This window comes from Variovorax ureilyticus (genome assembly GCF_037889935.1).
Classification (GTDB): Bacteria; Pseudomonadota; Gammaproteobacteria; order Burkholderiales; family Burkholderiaceae_C; genus Variovorax; species Variovorax ureilyticus.
Map to the genome: position 1 here is coordinate 198,549 of NZ_JBBKZU010000010.1, position 14,215 is coordinate 212,763.

Sequence of the window (14,215 nt, forward strand, 5' to 3'; positions counted from 1 at the left end):
GAGCCGCTCCCGGCCGGCTACGATCCCGCGCCAAGCTTCCGGCAAGCCATGCCCCGATTCCTTTCAGCGTCAGTTCCGATTCTTCGCTGCTTTGCGTTCGCTCTCGCGTGCCTGCTCACCGCATGCGCGAGCGTCCCGCCGCGCACGGTCACGGCGTATGCGCCGGGCCTTCCGCCGTCGCCGGCGACCGAGCTGGGCCGGCTCACCGCAGGGTTCCGGACCGACCCCGATGGCATGTCCGGCGCCCGGGTGCTGCCGCAGGCCGCGTTTGCGCTCGATGCACGGCTTGCGCTGATCCACCATGCCCGGTCGTCGCTGGATCTGCAGTACTACCTGCTCGGCAATGACAAGACCGGCAAGCTGATCTCGCGCGAACTCCGCGATGCCGCGACGCGCGGCGTGCGGGTGCGGCTGCTGCTCGACGACTTCTACACCGCCCATCTCGACCCGATGCTGCTGGGCCTGGCGGCTCATCCGAACGTCGAGATCCGCCTGTTCAACCCCTTCGTGACCGGAAGGGAGCACACCGCGACACGCTGGATGAACTTCGCGGCCGACTTTCGCCGGCTCAACCACCGGATGCACAACAAGTTGTTCATCGCCGACGGCGCGCTGGCGGTCGTGGGTGGCAGGAACCTCGCGGACGAGTACTTCCTGCGCGCGAGCGGCGCCAATTTCATCGACCTCGACGTGATGCTGGCCGGCCCGGTCGTCGCCGAGCTGCAGACGATCTTCGACAACTACTGGAACAGCGAGGTCGTCTATCCCCTGCACGACATCGTGCAGGGCGCCAAGCCGCCCGCGGCGCTGCGTGCAAGGTTCGACACGATCACCTCCGCCGCAGAGGCGCCGCTTCCGCCCGCCACGCCCGAGGCCGACATGTTCGGCGACCCGCCCGTGAGCCTCGCCATCGCCCAAGGCAAGCTGGAATTGAGTCCGACGCTGGCAACAGCGATCGCGGATTCGCCCAACAAGGCGCTGGTCGCAACCGACGGCGACGACCCCCGCCAGCACCGCCCGCCGACCGTGGCCGAGCGCATGCGCGCGATGTTCGAGGAGGCCCGCTCCGAGATCAACATCATCTCGCCCTACTTCATCCCGGGCGAAGCGGGCATGGAACGCATCGCACGGCTGCGCGCACGGGGCATCCGCATCACGGTGGCGACGAACTCGCTGGCCGACACCGACGAGCCGCTGGTCAACATCAACTACAACCGCTTCCGCGTCGAGATGCTCAAGCTGGGCGTGTCGCTCTACGAGGTGAGCTCGGAGCAGATGAAGCGCAGCCTGAACCTGCGCAAGGTCTTCCGGGAGTCGCGCGGCGCACTCCATGCCAAGCTCGCGCTGGTCGATCGCGAATGGGCGCTCGTCGGTTCGCTGAACTTCGATCCGCGCTCGGCCTACCTCAACACCGAACTCGGCGTGCGCCTGGACAGCTACGACGTCGCGCATCGCCTGCTCGAGGCCTTCCAGATCGACAACGTCGAGAGCGTCTACGAAGTCCGGCTGCGGCCGGGCACCGATTCGATCCAGTGGGTCACGACCGATGGCGAGAACATCGTGCTGGACCAGGAGCCGGACGCCAATGCGCTGGTTCAGCTCAAGCTGCTGCTGTTCTCGTGGTTCGTGCCGACCGATCTGCTCTAGCGTGGAGCTGCGCTCGACTTTTCGCCTGGTCGGGTCGATGATCGCTTCCACTTGGACCTTTGACACAGGGCGCACAGCATGGCCTCGCGAATCAGTCCCCTCGCCGGCAAGCCGGCCCCCCCCGAGACCCTCACCGACGTCGACCGCCTGATCGCGGCCTATCACGACGGGGTTCCGGACCCGGCTCTGCCGGCGCAGCGCGTGGCGTTCGGCACCTCGGGCCATCGCGGCACCTCCTTCGAGCAGTCGTTCAACGCATGGCATGTCCTCGCCATGACGCAGGCGATCTGCGACTGGCGCAAGGCGCATGCGACCTCTGGGCCGCTGTTCCTGGGCATCGACACGCATGCGCTCTCCGGGCCCGCGGGCGAGAGCGCACTCGAAGTGCTGGCGGCGAACGGTGTCGACGTCATGCTGGCCGCGAACGACGAGTTCACGCCGACTCCCGCTCTCTCGCACGCGATCCTCACGTACAACCGGGGCCGGCAGTCGGGCCTCGCGGACGGCATCGTCGTCACGCCTTCGCACAATCCGCCGCGCGACGGCGGCTTCAAGTACAACCCGCCGAACGGCGGACCTGCTGCGCAGGACATCACCAGCTGGGTGGAATCCGCCGCCAACCGTTATCTCGAACAGCGGCTGGGCGGCGTCAAGCGCATGCCGCATGCGGACGCCTTGCGCGCACCGACGACGCATCGGCACAGCTACCTCGACGGCTACGTCGGCGATCTCGAACACGTGATCGACCTGGCGGCAATCCGCGACGCGGGGGTCCGCATGGGCGTCGATCCGATGGGCGGCGCCGGCGTGCATTACTGGAGCGCCATCGCCGAGCGCTACGGCATCGACCTCACGGTGGTCAACGAGACCGTGGACCCGCGCTTCGGCTTCATGACGCTCGACTGGGACGGCCAGATCCGCATGGACCCGTCTTCCACGTACGCGATGCAGCGCCTGCTCGACATCAAGGACCGCTTCGATGTCGGCTTCGGCTGCGACACGGACCACGACCGCCACGGCATCGTCACCCGCAGCGCCGGCTTGATGCAGCCGAATCACTACCTGTCGGTGGCCATCGACTATCTCTTTCAGCACCGTCCGCAGTGGCCGGCGAAGGCTGCGGTCGGAAAGACCGCCGTTTCGACCGCGCTGATCGACCGCGTGGCGGCGCGCCTCGGCCGCCGGCTGTATGAAGTTCCGGTGGGCTTCAAGTGGTTCGTCGATGGCCTGCTCGACGCCTCGCTGGGCTTCGTCGGCGAGGAAAGCGCGGGCGCCACCTTCCTGCGCCGCGACGGCTCGGTCTGGACCACCGACAAGGACGGCATCACGGCCGCGCTGCTCGCGGCCGAGATCACCGCGCGAACGGGCCGCGACCCGGGCGCCCACTACGCCGACCTCGCCGCCGAATTCGGCCGCCCCTATTCCGACCGGATCGACGCACCAGCCACCATCGCGCAGAAGAAGCAGCTGGCCGCGCTCACCCCCGAGCGCCTGCAGGCCACCGAACTCGCCGGCGACAGGATCACCGGCGTGCTGAGCCAGGCGCCCGGCAACGGCGGCGCGATCGGCGGGATCAAGGTGGTCTCCGAAGGCGGCTGGTTCGCCGCGCGGCCTTCCGGAACCGAGAACATCTACAAGGTCTACGGCGAGAGCTTCCGCAGCGCCGAACACCTGCAACGCATCCTCGGCGAAGCGCAGGCCATCGTCGACGCGGCGATCGCGCCCGCCTCCTGACCTGCGGAACGAGTCGTTACTTTCCTACGTGCGTTCGGGGCTGCGGCAGACGCATGCGGGCCACTGATCAGGTGCATCCTCACTGCGCCACTACTGGAGGAAAGCAATGATCAAGATCGGTATCGTGGATGACCATGCCATCGTGCGGACGGGCCTGCGCGACTTCTTCTCGCAGCACGTCGATCTCCGCGTCGTGGGGGAAGCCGCGACGGGGCGCGAAGCGATCGATCTCGTGCGATCCAACGAGATCGACGTGCTCGTCATGGATTTGTCCATGCCGGGCCAGAGCGGGATCGACGCCATCGCGATGATCCGCGCCAAGGCGCCCGACACCGGCATCCTGATCCTGAGCGGCTATCCGGAAGAGCACTACGCGATGAACCTCATCCGGCAAGGCGCGAGCGGCTACCTCAACAAGGAGTGCGATCCGATGGAGATCGTGGAGGCCATCCGGACCATTTCCCTGGGCCGCCGCTACATCACGCCGGCCGTGGCCGAATTGCTCGCGCGTCAGCTGGACCGCAACAGCGACGCGGCACCGCACGAACAGTTGTCGGAGCGAGAGTTCCAGGTCTTCCTCAAGCTGGCGACCGGCGAGACCGCCGGCAGCATCGCGGAGGCGCTTTCGCTGTCGGTGAAGACGGTGAGCACCTATCGCAGCCGGCTGATGGAGAAGATGAACCTCACCTCCAACAGCGACCTGACCTACTACGCGCTCAAGAACCAGCTGATCAGCTGAAGCCGTCGATCGGACTGGCACTGCAACTCCCGTGGCCCAAACCCACTCTCACCCCGCAGGCGCTTTTCAGCGAATGCGGGGTTTCTCATGACCGTGCGCTTTCTGTTCGTCATTTGCCTTTCGATCGCAGCTGCCGCCGGGCCTCGGCTCGTCCTCGCCCAGACGACGAGCGCGGCGGGCATCTCGGCAGAGTCCAGCGAGCAGCTCGAAGCCGACTACCGCGTGATCGCAGCCCGTTGCGGAACCCCTGCTTTCGAGAAGTCCTTCTACAAGCAATCGAAAGCCGCAGTCGCCGCCGGCCTCGTCACCCGGCATCGCGACCCCGCGCAGGTCGAGAAGACCGTGACCGCGCTGCGACGCAACCCGGTGGTGCTCATCGGCGCACAGTCGGACTGCCCGGCCCAGATCGAGCATCTGAAGGCGATCCAGAAGGAGCGTGCCAGGTCGCTTCACAAAGGCGGCACGGCAAAGACATGAGCTGGCGATGACGAAAGCTGTAGGCCTTCGGGTCACAACACCGGTCGATTGGCCGATTTCCAATCCCGCCGGCGCGAAGCAGACTGCCGCCATCGGACTCGTGAGGGATGCGGACCATGGAAACTGACCTCTACACGCTGGGCGTGCTCGGGATGGTGCTGATGTGCGGCTGGCTGGTGAACCATGCCAATGCCTGGAGCAGTTCGGATCTTGGGCAGGCCCTGCGGCTCCAGCTGGTCCGGTCCACCGACGCCATCCGCGGCGCGCCGCATCGCCGATGAGATCCCCGCGGCCGGTGGCCGCCATGGCCTCGGTGCGGCGCAAGTCGGCATTGCTCGCCGCCGCGTCGCTCCTCATTGCAGGCCTGGGGCTGCAAGGCTATGCGTCGGGATATCCGATGGGACTGGCGCTCCTGGCCGCCGCCACCGTGCAGGCGCTGATCTGTTCCGCGATGTTCCGCAGCCGGCTGCTGATGGCGGCCGTCGCGACCAACCTGCTGCTCTTCGTGATCCACGCGATCGTGCTCAGCCCGTTTCTGACCCAGCCGGACCCGCAGCCGATCTTCATGTTCGGCGACTTCTGCTTTGCCGTGTTCGCGGGCGCCTCGCTGGTCTTCACGCCGGTCGAGACCATGGCGCTGGTCGTGCGCGACGCCTACCTCAAGCGGCCTCGGCACCGGACGCCGGGCTGACGCGCCCCGGCCGCATTTCCGGACCGACATATCCGACCACGTGCATCGGCCGGCCGGCTGTGAAATCATCGGCAGAAGAAAAAAGAACTAGTTGCACCCCCATCCAGAACCCCCGACATGCCGCAATTGATGCTGACGACGCTGTCCGGCGAAACCACTCAGATCACGCTCAGCCCCAACGAGAACACGCTCGGCCGCGGTCCCAGGAACGACATCGTCATCGATTCCCCGCAGGCGAGCCGCGTCCACGCAGTGATCACGGTCGAGCCGGCGTTCGTCACCATCCGGGACCTGGGCAGCCGTAACGGGACCTTCGTCAACGACTACCGCGTCGAAAGCCAGCTGCTCGTCCACGACGACACGATCAGGCTCGGCAGCTACGAAATGCGCTTCGTCTCGGGCGACCAGGAATTCAGCCACGTCGAAGCCGAGCGGGTGTCCACCGAGCCGCGACTGCTGCTGAATCCCGACCCGGAAGACGCCCCGACCGCACCCGAACCGCCGATCACCACTCCGGGCAAACCCTGATTCAGAAATCGTCGCCCTCACCGGGCAAGTCGGCCGCGCCGGCCTTGAAACGACACAAAACGCCCTTATGATTAGCACTCGTTGGAGTTGAGTGCTAACAACAGCCCCCCTCCACGATGCGGCGCAGGCCCGGTGCTCGCGCCGAACCCAACCCCCGTTTCTTATCAGGAGATGCAATGAAACTTCGTCCTTTGGCCGATCGCGTGATCGTCAAGCGCATTGAAAGCGAAACCAAGACCGCCTCGGGCATCGTGATCCCCGACAACGCGGCCGAAAAGCCGGATCAAGGCGAAGTCCTGGCCGTCGGCCCGGGCAAGAAGAACGACAAGGGCGAACTGAGCGCGATGAGCGTCAAGGTCGGCGACCGCGTCCTCTTCGGCAAGTACAGCGGCCAGACCGTCAAGGTCGACGGCGACGAACTCCTGGTCATGAAGGAAGACGACCTCTTCGCGGTCGTCGAGAAGTAATTCCTTCCTCCTTCATCCCCCACATCAACTGAATCTCGGAGAAATCACATGGCAGCAAAAGACGTAGTCTTCGGCGGCGAAGCCCGCGCGCGCATGGTCGAAGGCGTGAACATCCTCGCCAACGCCGTCAAGGTCACCCTCGGTCCCAAGGGCCGCAACGTGGTGCTCGAGCGCTCCTTCGGCGCCCCCACGGTGACGAAGGACGGCGTGTCGGTCGCCAAGGAAATCGAACTCAAGGACAAGTTCCAGAACATGGGCGCCCAGCTCGTGAAGGAAGTGGCCTCGAAGACCTCGGACAACGCCGGTGACGGCACCACCACCGCGACCGTGCTGGCCCAGGCCATCGTTCGCGAAGGCTTCAAGTACGTGGCCGCCGGCATCAACCCGATGGACCTGAAGCGCGGTATCGACCGCGCCGTCGCGGCCCTGGTCGAAGAGCTGAAGAAGGCTTCGAAGGCCACCACGACGTCGAAGGAAATCGCGCAAGTTGGCTCGATCTCGGCCAACAGCGACGAAACCATCGGCAAGATCATCGCTGACGCGATGGACAAGGTCGGCAAGGAAGGCGTCATCACCGTCGAAGACGGCAAGTCGCTCGACAGCGAACTCGACGTCGTCGAAGGCATGCAGTTCGACCGCGGCTACCTGTCGCCCTACTTCATCAACAACCCCGAAAAGCAAAGCGCGATCCTCGAGAACCCGTTCGTGCTGCTGTTCGACAAGAAGATCAGCAACATCCGCGACCTGCTGCCGACGCTGGAACAGGTCGCCAAGGCTGGCCGTCCGCTGCTGATCATCGCTGAAGAAGTCGAAGGTGAAGCCCTCGCGACGCTGGTGGTCAACACGATCCGCGGCATCCTGAAGGTCGTGGCCGTCAAGGCGCCTGGTTTCGGCGACCGCCGCAAGGCCATGCTCGAAGACATCGCCATCCTGACGGGCGGCAAGGTCATCGCCGAAGAAGTGGGCCTGACCCTCGAGAAGGTGACGCTGGCTGACCTCGGCCAAGCCAAGCGCATCGAAGTGGGCAAGGAAAACACCATCATCATCGACGGCGCTGGCGCCAACGGCGACATCGAAGCCCGCGTGAAGCAGATCCGCGTGCAGATCGAAGAAGCCACCAGCGACTACGACCGCGAGAAGCTGCAAGAGCGCGTGGCCAAGCTGGCTGGCGGCGTTGCCGTGATCAAGGTCGGCGCTGCCACCGAAGTCGAAATGAAGGAAAAGAAGGCTCGCGTCGAAGACGCCCTGCACGCCACCCGCGCTGCAGTGGAAGAAGGCGTCGTGGCTGGCGGTGGCGTGGCTCTGCTGCGTGCCAAGCAAGCCGTGGGCGACAAGATCAAGGGCGACAACGTCGACCAGGACGCCGGCATCAAGCTGGTCCTGAAGGCCATCGAAGCGCCCCTGCGCGAAATCGTGAACAACGCCGGCGGCGAAGCCTCGGTGGTCGTGAACGCGGTGTTGGCCGGCAAGGGCAACTACGGCTTCAACGCCGCCAACGACAGCTACGGCGACATGCTCGAGCTGGGCATCCTGGACCCGACGAAGGTCACCCGCACCGCGCTGCAGAACGCAGCCTCGGTCGCTTCCCTCCTGCTGACGACCGAAGCCATGGTCGCCGAAGCACCGAAGGAAGAATCCGCTGCCGGCGGCGGCATGCCCGACATGGGCGGCATGGGTGGCATGGGCGGCATGGGCATGTAATTCACGCCCGGCTTCCAGCCAACGAAAAACCTCGCAGCGAAAGCCGCGAGGTTTTTTTTCGCCCGCACGGTTTGCGAAAAGCGCTCACACTGGACTTTCAGGAGACACGCGATGAACACATGCATTCGATCCCACGCCGCGGCCGCGATCTCGCGCCGCCCCGCGATCCTCGCGCTGGCGCTTGTCGCCTCGCTCGCGGCTTGGCCTTCAGGCGTCGCGCTGGCGGCCGAAAAGGCGGTCGTGATCCCCCCGCCCGTGGACGACCCGGCCTCGGCCAACGCATCGGAGACGGCCGTCCTGGCAGGAGGCTGCTTCTGGGGCGTGCAGGGCGTGTTCCAGCATGTGAATGGCGTGGCGAGCGCCGTCTCGGGTTACGCCGGCGGAGAAAAGGGATCGGCCACCTACGACGCCGTCAGCATCGGCAACACCGGCCATGCGGAGTCGGTCCGGATCGTCTTCGATCCGAAGCAGATCAGCTACGGGCGAATCCTGCAGATTTATTTCTCGGTCGCGCACAACCCGACCGAACTCAACCGGCAAGGGCCCGACGTCGGCACGCAATACCGCTCGACGATCTTCGCGTCGAACCCCGAGCAGGCACGCATCGCCAAGGCTTACATCGCGCAACTCGACAAGGCGAGGGTGTTCGGAAAGCCCATCGCGACCACGATCGAGCCACTCAAGACCTTCTACCCGGCGGAGGCCTACCACCAGGACTTCATGACCCGCAACCCGGACCATCCGTACATCTCGTACAACGACCTGCCGAAGGTCGACAACCTGAAACGGGTGTTTCCGGATCGCTATCGCGTGAAGCCTGTTCTGGTGGGCGCCGGTGCCTGATGTTCAGACGCCCGCCGGTTGCGGCTGCGGCGGCGGCCCATAGGCGTTGGACTCGGTCTGGCTCGGCTGCACCGTGAAATAGAGAAGCACCAGCCCGCCGACGACGGGGACCAGCCCGATCAGCAGCAGCCACGCAGTCTTGCCGACGTCGTGCAGACGCCGCGCGCCGGCCGCCAGCAGCGGCAGCAGGAAGGCGAGAACCACGATCAGGTAGAGGTAGTCGTTGATGAAGCGGGCGACGAACGACAGGATCACGTACGCCAGCACGAACCACCAGTACTCGGGGCGCGAGGCGCGCCCGGAAAAGTCGACGTACTTGCGAAAGCAGGTCTGAACGGCCTGTTGAAAGTTCATGAGCAACTCCTCTCGATGATTCCCACGGGACAACCCCGCGGCCATCATATCGAGCAGTGCTGCGAACGAAGATGACGACCGTCAACCACGCGGTCGCAACCTCTGGAGCAGCCCCGCAGTGGACGCGTCCAGCCCCTCAGCATTGCCGGACGCAAGCCTCGGCTCGATGTCCCTGGCCAGCACCTTGCCGAGCTCAACGCCCCACTGGTCGAAGCTGTTGATGCCCCACACGGAGCCGCTCGTGAACACGCGGTGCTCGTAGAGCGCGACGAAGGCGCCCAGCGATTCGGGCGTCAGCTTCTCGAACACGAAGAAGCTGCTGGGCCGGTTGCCCGGGAAGTTCCTGTGCCCGCCGGCATCCGCCTGCCCGACCATCAGCGCCTGCGCCTGCGCGAGCGCATTCGCCAGCAGCTTGGGATGGTGGCCTTCGAGGTCATGGGCTGCATCGCGCACCGCGATGAACTCCAGCGGAATCACGTCCGTGCCCTGGTGCAGCATCTGGAAGTAGGCATGCTGCCCATTGGTGCCCGGTTCGCCCCACAGGACCGGCGACGTGCCGAACGGCAACGGCTTGCCGTCCATGTCCACCTGCTTGCCGTTGCTCTCCATCTCGAGCTGCTGCAGATAGGCGGGCAGCCGCCGCAGCGAACTGTGATACGGCGCGATGCAGCGGCTCGTGAAGCGATGAAAGTCGCGATACCAGACGTCCAGCAGGCCGAGGCGCACCGGCAGGTTCTGTTCGAGCGGCGCGGTGAGGAAGTGCTCGTCCATGACGCGGGCGCCGGCCAGCAGCCGCCTGAACCCTTCCGCGCCGATCGCCAGCGCAATGGGCAGGCCGATGGATGACCAGAGCGAATAGCGCCCGCCGACCCAGTCCCAGAAGCCGAAGGTGGTCTCGATGCCGAACTCGCGTGCAGCCTCGACGTTGGTGGTGAGCGCCGCGAAATGGCGCGCGATGTCGACGCTGCCCGACTGTTCGAACCAGCGCTTGGCCGAACGCGCGTTCGCCATCGTCTCGGCGGTCGTGAAGGTCTTCGAGGCGATCAGGAACAGCGTGTGCTCCGGCGCCAGGCCGCGCAGCACGCCGTCGAGCTCGTGGCCGTCGACGTTGGAGACGAAGTGGAAGCGCTTGCCCCGCGCGACATCGGCCTCGAGCGCCAGCACCGCCATCTGGGGCCCGAGATCGGATCCGCCGATGCCGATGTTGACCACGTCGGTGATCGTGTGGTCCGCGCGCACTTCCTCGGCAAAGGCCAGCATCGCGGCCAACGTGGCCTGCACATCGTTGAATGCCGATGCCAGGCTCGCATCCACCGCAGCACCCGCAGGCGTGCGCAGCAGCGTATGAAGCACCGCGCGGTTCTCGGTGGCGTTGATGTGCTCGCCCGCAAACATCGCGTCCCGATGCGCTTCCAGCCCCGTTTCGCGCGCCAGCGCCACGAGGAGCGCCTCGGTGCGGGCATCGATCAGGTTCTTCGACAGGTCCGCGAAGACATGAGGCGCCGACTGGCAGAGGGCGCCGAAACGCTTCGGATCCTCCGCAAAGGCCCGGCGCAGATCGAAATCCTTGCCGCTTGCGTCGTAGTGCGCCCGCAGCGAAGCCCAGGCGGCCGTTCTGTCTGCGCGGGTGCGTTGCATCGTCAGGCTCCCATGAGTTTCTCGAGCTTCACCGCGTCGGCGGCGAAGGCGCGAATGCCTTCGGCGAGCTTCTCGGTGGCCATGGCGTCCTCGTTCAGCGCATAGCGGAATGTCGGCTCGTCGAGAACGACCTTCGGGACGTCCTGGCGCTTCGCGGCTTCCGCGTCCAGGGCATGCGCGAGCGGCGATCCGCTGGTGGCGAGTTCCGCGAGCAGTTCGGGGCTGATGGTCAGCAGGTCGCAGCCGGCGAGGGCCGCGATCTGCCCCACGTTGCGGAAGCTCGCGCCCATGACCTCGGTCCGGATGCCGTGCTTCTTGTAGTAGTCGAAGATCGCGCGAACGGACTTCACTCCCGGGTCGTTGGCGCCGGCGTTCTCCGCCTCGTTCCAGCTGCTGCCGGCCGACTTCTTGTACCAGTCGTAGATGCGGCCGACGAAGGGCGAGATGAGCTGCACCCCGGCCGCCCCGCAAGCCACCGCCTGGGCGAACGAGAACAGCAGCGTCAGGTTGCAGTGGATGCCCTTCTGCTCGAGCCGGCGTGCCGCCTCGATGCCCTCCCACGTGGAGGCGATCTTGATCAGCAGGCGCTTCTCGACGTCGATGCCCTCGGCGCGGTACAGCGCCACGATGCGCTCCGCACGGGCGATGGTGGCCTCGGTGTCGAAGCTCAGCCGTGCATCCACCTCGGTGGAGACGCGGCCGGGAATGATCGAGAGGATCTCGGTGCCGAAGCGCACCAGCAGGCGGTCGATGACCTCGTCGATCGGCTTCCCGTCGTGCTGGCGGACCGCTTCGTCGAGCAGCGGTCGGTACTCCGGTTTCTGCACCGCCTTCAGGATGAGCGACGGGTTGGTCGTCGCGTCGCGCGGCTTGAACTGGGCGAGTTGGCGGAAATCACCGGTGTCGGCTACCACGGTGGTCCATTGACGGAGGGTATCGAGTTGGTTCATCCGGCCATTATCCCGCCGCAAAACTACAGCTCGTGTGGTCTCCGGCTGACGCGCCGCCGCGCCCTGAGCCACTAATCTTGGAGACCCTACCGACCGTCTCTCAGGAGGAACTCCATGGGTCTTCGCACTCGCAGGGCACCCCCGCCCGCAGCCCCATTCGACGATCGCGCCGTCAGTGCCTCGATCGGGACGCTGGCGACCGCCTTTTGCGTCGGGGGCGCGCTCACGCTGCTGGCGTTTTCGACCGCGCGCAATGCTGCACGCAACGGCGCGATCGCCGGTCCGGCGGATGGCGCACCGCTGATGCGTGCACCGCTCCAGGTGGTCGCGCCGGTCGATCTCAGGCGCTATGCCGGGCTGTGGCACGAACAGGCGCGCCTGCCCAACAGGTTCGAGCGTCAATGCATCGGCCAGGTGACCGCCGAATACACCTTGATGGACGATGGCAACGTGCAGGTGCGCAATCGCTGCCTCGCCAACGATGGAACATTCGACGAGTCGGTCGGCGTTGCCCGCGTCGTGAACGTGCCGGGCCAACCGGGGGCAGGCCGGCTCGAGGTGCGATTCGCGCCCGACTGGCTCGCATGGCTCCCCGCCGTATGGGGCGACTATTGGGTCCTGAAGCTCGACCGCGACTACCAGGTCGCGCTGGTGGGCACGCCCGACCGCCGATACCTCTGGGTCCTGTCGCGCGCGCCGGTGCTCGACGTGGCAGCGCTCGACGCGGAACTCGACTACGCCCGCACGCTGGGCTTCGACGTCGACAAGGTCGTGCTGACCGGCAAATAGGCCGCCAGTTGCGCGGGCAGCTGGCTCGGCCTTTCGCAGTGGATCGCCTTCCAGCCCAGCTCGCGCGCGGCTTCGACGTTGGCGGCGGAATCGTCGATGAAGACGGTTTCCGAGGCTTGCAGGCCATATCGCTGTGCAAGAAGGTCGTAGATGCCGCGCTGCGGCTTCATCATCTTCACGTCGCCGGAAAAGATGCCGCCGTCGAACCACGCGAAGAAGGCATGGCGGTATTCGAGCACCCGCGCATAGGGCGCCGGCATGTTCGAGAGGTAGTAGAGGCGCAGGTCTTCACCGGCATCGCGCCGATCACGCAGCTTCTCGAGCAGGTCCATCGCGACACCGATCGGCTCCAGCCTCTCGCCCATCGGCTCGAGCACTTCGCCGAGCCGGTCGCTCGGCAGCGAAAGCCGCAGCGCCATCCGGCCGATCGCGTCGTCCAGCGAGTGCGTGCCGCGGTCGAAGCCGAGCCAGTCCTCGTGGTGGAACATCTGCGTCGCCAATGCGTGCGCCGCGTCCGCCGTGGGCGCGTGCGCGGCGAAGTGCGTCTGCACCAGTGCCACCGGCTCCCAGGTCAGAAGCACCGCACCGAGATCGAAGACGACATTCATAGGGCAACGGGCACGATGGAGACGCCGTGGTTGGTCAGGGACAGATGGGTCTGCGCGCCGGCAGTCAGGGGATGCACGAGGTCGGTCGACACGACGAACACCGAGCCGAGCGCGGTGTCGAAAGCATACTCGTAGAAGTTGCCGAGGAAGGACGCCTTGCGCACCGTCGCGGGCAAGCCCACCGCCGCGCCGATGTACCAGGCTTCCGGCCGCACCGCGACCTTGACGATGCCCGGCGCGACCGCGTGGCGCGGCGTCAATGTCAGCGGTCCCATCTGCACCCGCCCGTCAGGCTGCGCGAGCGCCGGGAACACCATCGCCTCGCCCATGAAGCCCGCCACGAACTCGCTTTCCGGATTGCCGTAGAGCTGCTCGGGCGTGCCGCGCTGCGCGATCACGCCATGGTCCATCACGATGATCTGGTCGCTGACCGCCAAGGCCTCGCTCTGGTCGTGCGTGACGTAGGCCACCGTGAGTTGCAGGCGCTGTTGCAGATTGCGGATTTCTTCGCGCATCTCCCGGCGCAGGCGTGCGTCGAGGTTGGACAGGGGCTCGTCGAACAGCAGCACCGCCGGCTCCAGCACCAGCGCACGCGCCAGCGCCACGCGCTGCTGCTGGCCGCCGGAGAGTTCGCTCGGCAGGCGCGCGTCGAAGTCGACCAGCCCGACGCCCTTCAGCGCATCGCGTGCCCGCGCACGCGCCTCGTCCTTTCGCACGCCGCTCATGCGCAGGCCATAGCTGACGTTCTCGATCACGTTCATGTGCGGAAAGAGCGCGTAGCTCTGGAACATCATGCTGACGTTGCGCTCGGAAGGCGCGAGGTCGGTGACGTCGCGTCCACCCATGATGATCGACCCGGATGTCGGCGACTCCAGCCCCGCGATCATCCGCAGCGTGGTGGTCTTCCCGCACCCCGAAGGACCGAGGATCGTGGTCAGCGTGCCGGCCGGCACTTCGAAGCTGATCCCCTTGACCGCGAGTGGCGCGTTCGCGTCCTTGCCGTAGCGCTTGGTGACGTTGCGGAATTCGATGCCGTTGCTCATGGTTTC

Annotated in this window: 16 protein-coding genes; 11 read left to right on the forward strand and 5 right to left on the reverse strand. The window is 66.1% G+C overall.

The genetic code is table 11. The annotated features are described in order from the left end of the window. The first annotated feature begins 48 nt into the window (after nt 1-48). The 10 genes from WKW77_RS22575 to msrA all read left to right on the forward strand — a co-directional run bounded on the left by WKW77_RS22575 (nt 49) and on the right by msrA (nt 8,827). Nucleotides 49-1,647 carry a phospholipase D-like domain-containing protein gene (locus WKW77_RS22575; protein ID WP_340359112.1) on the forward strand — a complete coding sequence of 533 codons (1,599 nt, stop codon included), beginning with the start codon at nt 49-51 and terminating at the stop codon, nt 1,645-1,647. A gap of 78 nt (nt 1,648-1,725) precedes the next feature. Further along, entirely contained in the window at nt 1,726-3,381 is a 1,656-nt protein-coding gene (pgm, locus tag WKW77_RS22580) for a phosphoglucomutase (alpha-D-glucose-1,6-bisphosphate-dependent) (protein WP_340359113.1), read from the forward strand. 106 nt (nt 3,382-3,487) lie between these two features. After that, nucleotides 3,488-4,120 (forward strand): response regulator, encoded by a 633-nt coding sequence (locus tag WKW77_RS22585; RefSeq protein ID WP_340359114.1) that lies wholly within the window; start codon nt 3,488-3,490, stop codon nt 4,118-4,120. Nucleotides 4,121-4,207: 87 nt separating this feature from the next. Next, entirely contained in the window at nt 4,208-4,597 is a 390-nt protein-coding gene (locus WKW77_RS22590) for a hypothetical protein (protein WP_340359115.1), read from the forward strand. A gap of 116 nt (nt 4,598-4,713) precedes the next feature. Beyond that, complete coding sequence (locus WKW77_RS22595; protein ID WP_340359116.1) at nt 4,714-4,878, forward strand: hypothetical protein; 165 nt, start codon at nt 4,714-4,716, stop codon at nt 4,876-4,878. Beyond that, nucleotides 4,875-5,288, forward strand: coding sequence for a hypothetical protein (locus WKW77_RS22600; RefSeq protein ID WP_340359117.1), 414 nt, complete (start codon nt 4,875-4,877; stop codon nt 5,286-5,288). The genes WKW77_RS22595 and WKW77_RS22600 overlap by 4 nt, the downstream gene beginning before the upstream one ends. Before the next feature lie 117 nt (nt 5,289-5,405). Further along, nucleotides 5,406-5,816 carry an FHA domain-containing protein gene (locus tag WKW77_RS22605; RefSeq protein ID WP_340359118.1) on the forward strand — a complete coding sequence of 137 codons (411 nt, stop codon included), beginning with the start codon at nt 5,406-5,408 and terminating at the stop codon, nt 5,814-5,816. 176 nt (nt 5,817-5,992) lie between these two features. Next, on the forward strand, nt 5,993-6,283 hold the full coding sequence (groES, locus tag WKW77_RS22610) for a co-chaperone GroES (RefSeq protein WP_340359119.1): 291 nt from the start codon (nt 5,993-5,995) through the stop codon (nt 6,281-6,283). A 48-nt stretch (nt 6,284-6,331) separates the two neighbouring features. Further along, on the forward strand, nt 6,332-7,984 hold the full coding sequence (gene groL / locus WKW77_RS22615; RefSeq protein ID WP_340359120.1) for a chaperonin GroEL: 1,653 nt from the start codon (nt 6,332-6,334) through the stop codon (nt 7,982-7,984). Between the two features lie 111 nt (nt 7,985-8,095). Beyond that, nucleotides 8,096-8,827 carry a peptide-methionine (S)-S-oxide reductase MsrA gene (msrA, locus tag WKW77_RS22620; protein WP_340359121.1) on the forward strand — a complete coding sequence of 244 codons (732 nt, stop codon included), beginning with the start codon at nt 8,096-8,098 and terminating at the stop codon, nt 8,825-8,827. Nucleotides 8,828-8,830: 3 nt separating this feature from the next. Here msrA and WKW77_RS22625 read toward each other — a convergent pair whose 3' ends face one another. From WKW77_RS22625 to tal, 3 genes are all read right to left on the reverse strand, one after another. Further along, nucleotides 8,831-9,181 (reverse strand): DUF805 domain-containing protein, encoded by a 351-nt coding sequence (locus tag WKW77_RS22625; RefSeq protein ID WP_340359122.1) that lies wholly within the window; start codon nt 9,179-9,181, stop codon nt 8,831-8,833. 81 nt (nt 9,182-9,262) lie between these two features. Then, entirely contained in the window at nt 9,263-10,819 is a 1,557-nt protein-coding gene (gene pgi, locus WKW77_RS22630; protein ID WP_340359123.1) for a glucose-6-phosphate isomerase, read from the reverse strand. A gap of 2 nt (nt 10,820-10,821) precedes the next feature. Continuing rightward, on the reverse strand, nt 10,822-11,769 hold the full coding sequence (gene tal, locus WKW77_RS22635) for a transaldolase (protein WP_340359124.1): 948 nt from the start codon (nt 11,767-11,769) through the stop codon (nt 10,822-10,824). Between the two features lie 114 nt (nt 11,770-11,883). On the opposite strand from tal, the gene WKW77_RS22640 reads away from it, so the two are divergent. Beyond that, nucleotides 11,884-12,558, forward strand: a complete 675-nt coding sequence (locus tag WKW77_RS22640; protein ID WP_340359125.1) for a lipocalin family protein — start codon at nt 11,884-11,886, stop codon at nt 12,556-12,558. Here WKW77_RS22640 and WKW77_RS22645 read toward each other — a convergent pair. Further along, nucleotides 12,504-13,166, reverse strand: a complete 663-nt coding sequence (locus WKW77_RS22645) for an HAD family hydrolase (protein ID WP_340359126.1) — start codon at nt 13,164-13,166, stop codon at nt 12,504-12,506. The genes WKW77_RS22640 and WKW77_RS22645 overlap by 55 nt on opposite strands. Beyond that, a complete protein-coding gene (locus tag WKW77_RS22650) occupies nt 13,163-14,209 on the reverse strand; it encodes an ABC transporter ATP-binding protein (RefSeq protein ID WP_340359127.1) in 1,047 nt (348 codons plus the stop codon). Before WKW77_RS22650 ends, WKW77_RS22645 begins: the two co-directional genes overlap by 4 nt. Nucleotides 14,210-14,215 lie beyond the last annotated feature (6 nt).

Bases quoted from the DNA above. Each gene is read 5' to 3' on its own strand.
- WKW77_RS22575 (WP_340359112.1), top strand. From the start codon at position 49: ATGCCCCGATTCCTTTCAGCGTCAGTTCCGATTCTTCGCTGCTTTGCG.
- pgm (WP_340359113.1), top strand. From the start codon at position 1,726: ATGGCCTCGCGAATCAGTCCCCTCGCCGGCAAGCCGGCCCCCCCCGAG.
- WKW77_RS22585 (WP_340359114.1), top strand. From the start codon at position 3,488: ATGATCAAGATCGGTATCGTGGATGACCATGCCATCGTGCGGACGGGC.
- WKW77_RS22590 (WP_340359115.1), top strand. From the start codon at position 4,208: ATGACCGTGCGCTTTCTGTTCGTCATTTGCCTTTCGATCGCAGCTGCC.
- WKW77_RS22595 (WP_340359116.1), top strand. From the start codon at position 4,714: ATGGAAACTGACCTCTACACGCTGGGCGTGCTCGGGATGGTGCTGATG.
- WKW77_RS22600 (WP_340359117.1), top strand. From the start codon at position 4,875: ATGAGATCCCCGCGGCCGGTGGCCGCCATGGCCTCGGTGCGGCGCAAG.
- WKW77_RS22605 (WP_340359118.1), top strand. From the start codon at position 5,406: ATGCCGCAATTGATGCTGACGACGCTGTCCGGCGAAACCACTCAGATC.
- groES (WP_340359119.1), top strand. From the start codon at position 5,993: ATGAAACTTCGTCCTTTGGCCGATCGCGTGATCGTCAAGCGCATTGAA.
- groL (WP_340359120.1), top strand. From the start codon at position 6,332: ATGGCAGCAAAAGACGTAGTCTTCGGCGGCGAAGCCCGCGCGCGCATG.
- msrA (WP_340359121.1), top strand. From the start codon at position 8,096: ATGAACACATGCATTCGATCCCACGCCGCGGCCGCGATCTCGCGCCGC.
- WKW77_RS22625 (WP_340359122.1), bottom strand. From the start codon at position 9,181: ATGAACTTTCAACAGGCCGTTCAGACCTGCTTTCGCAAGTACGTCGAC.
- pgi (WP_340359123.1), bottom strand. From the start codon at position 10,819: ATGCAACGCACCCGCGCAGACAGAACGGCCGCCTGGGCTTCGCTGCGG.
- tal (WP_340359124.1), bottom strand. From the start codon at position 11,769: ATGAACCAACTCGATACCCTCCGTCAATGGACCACCGTGGTAGCCGAC.
- WKW77_RS22640 (WP_340359125.1), top strand. From the start codon at position 11,884: ATGGGTCTTCGCACTCGCAGGGCACCCCCGCCCGCAGCCCCATTCGAC.
- WKW77_RS22645 (WP_340359126.1), bottom strand. From the start codon at position 13,166: ATGAATGTCGTCTTCGATCTCGGTGCGGTGCTTCTGACCTGGGAGCCG.
- WKW77_RS22650 (WP_340359127.1), bottom strand. From the start codon at position 14,209: ATGAGCAACGGCATCGAATTCCGCAACGTCACCAAGCGCTACGGCAAG.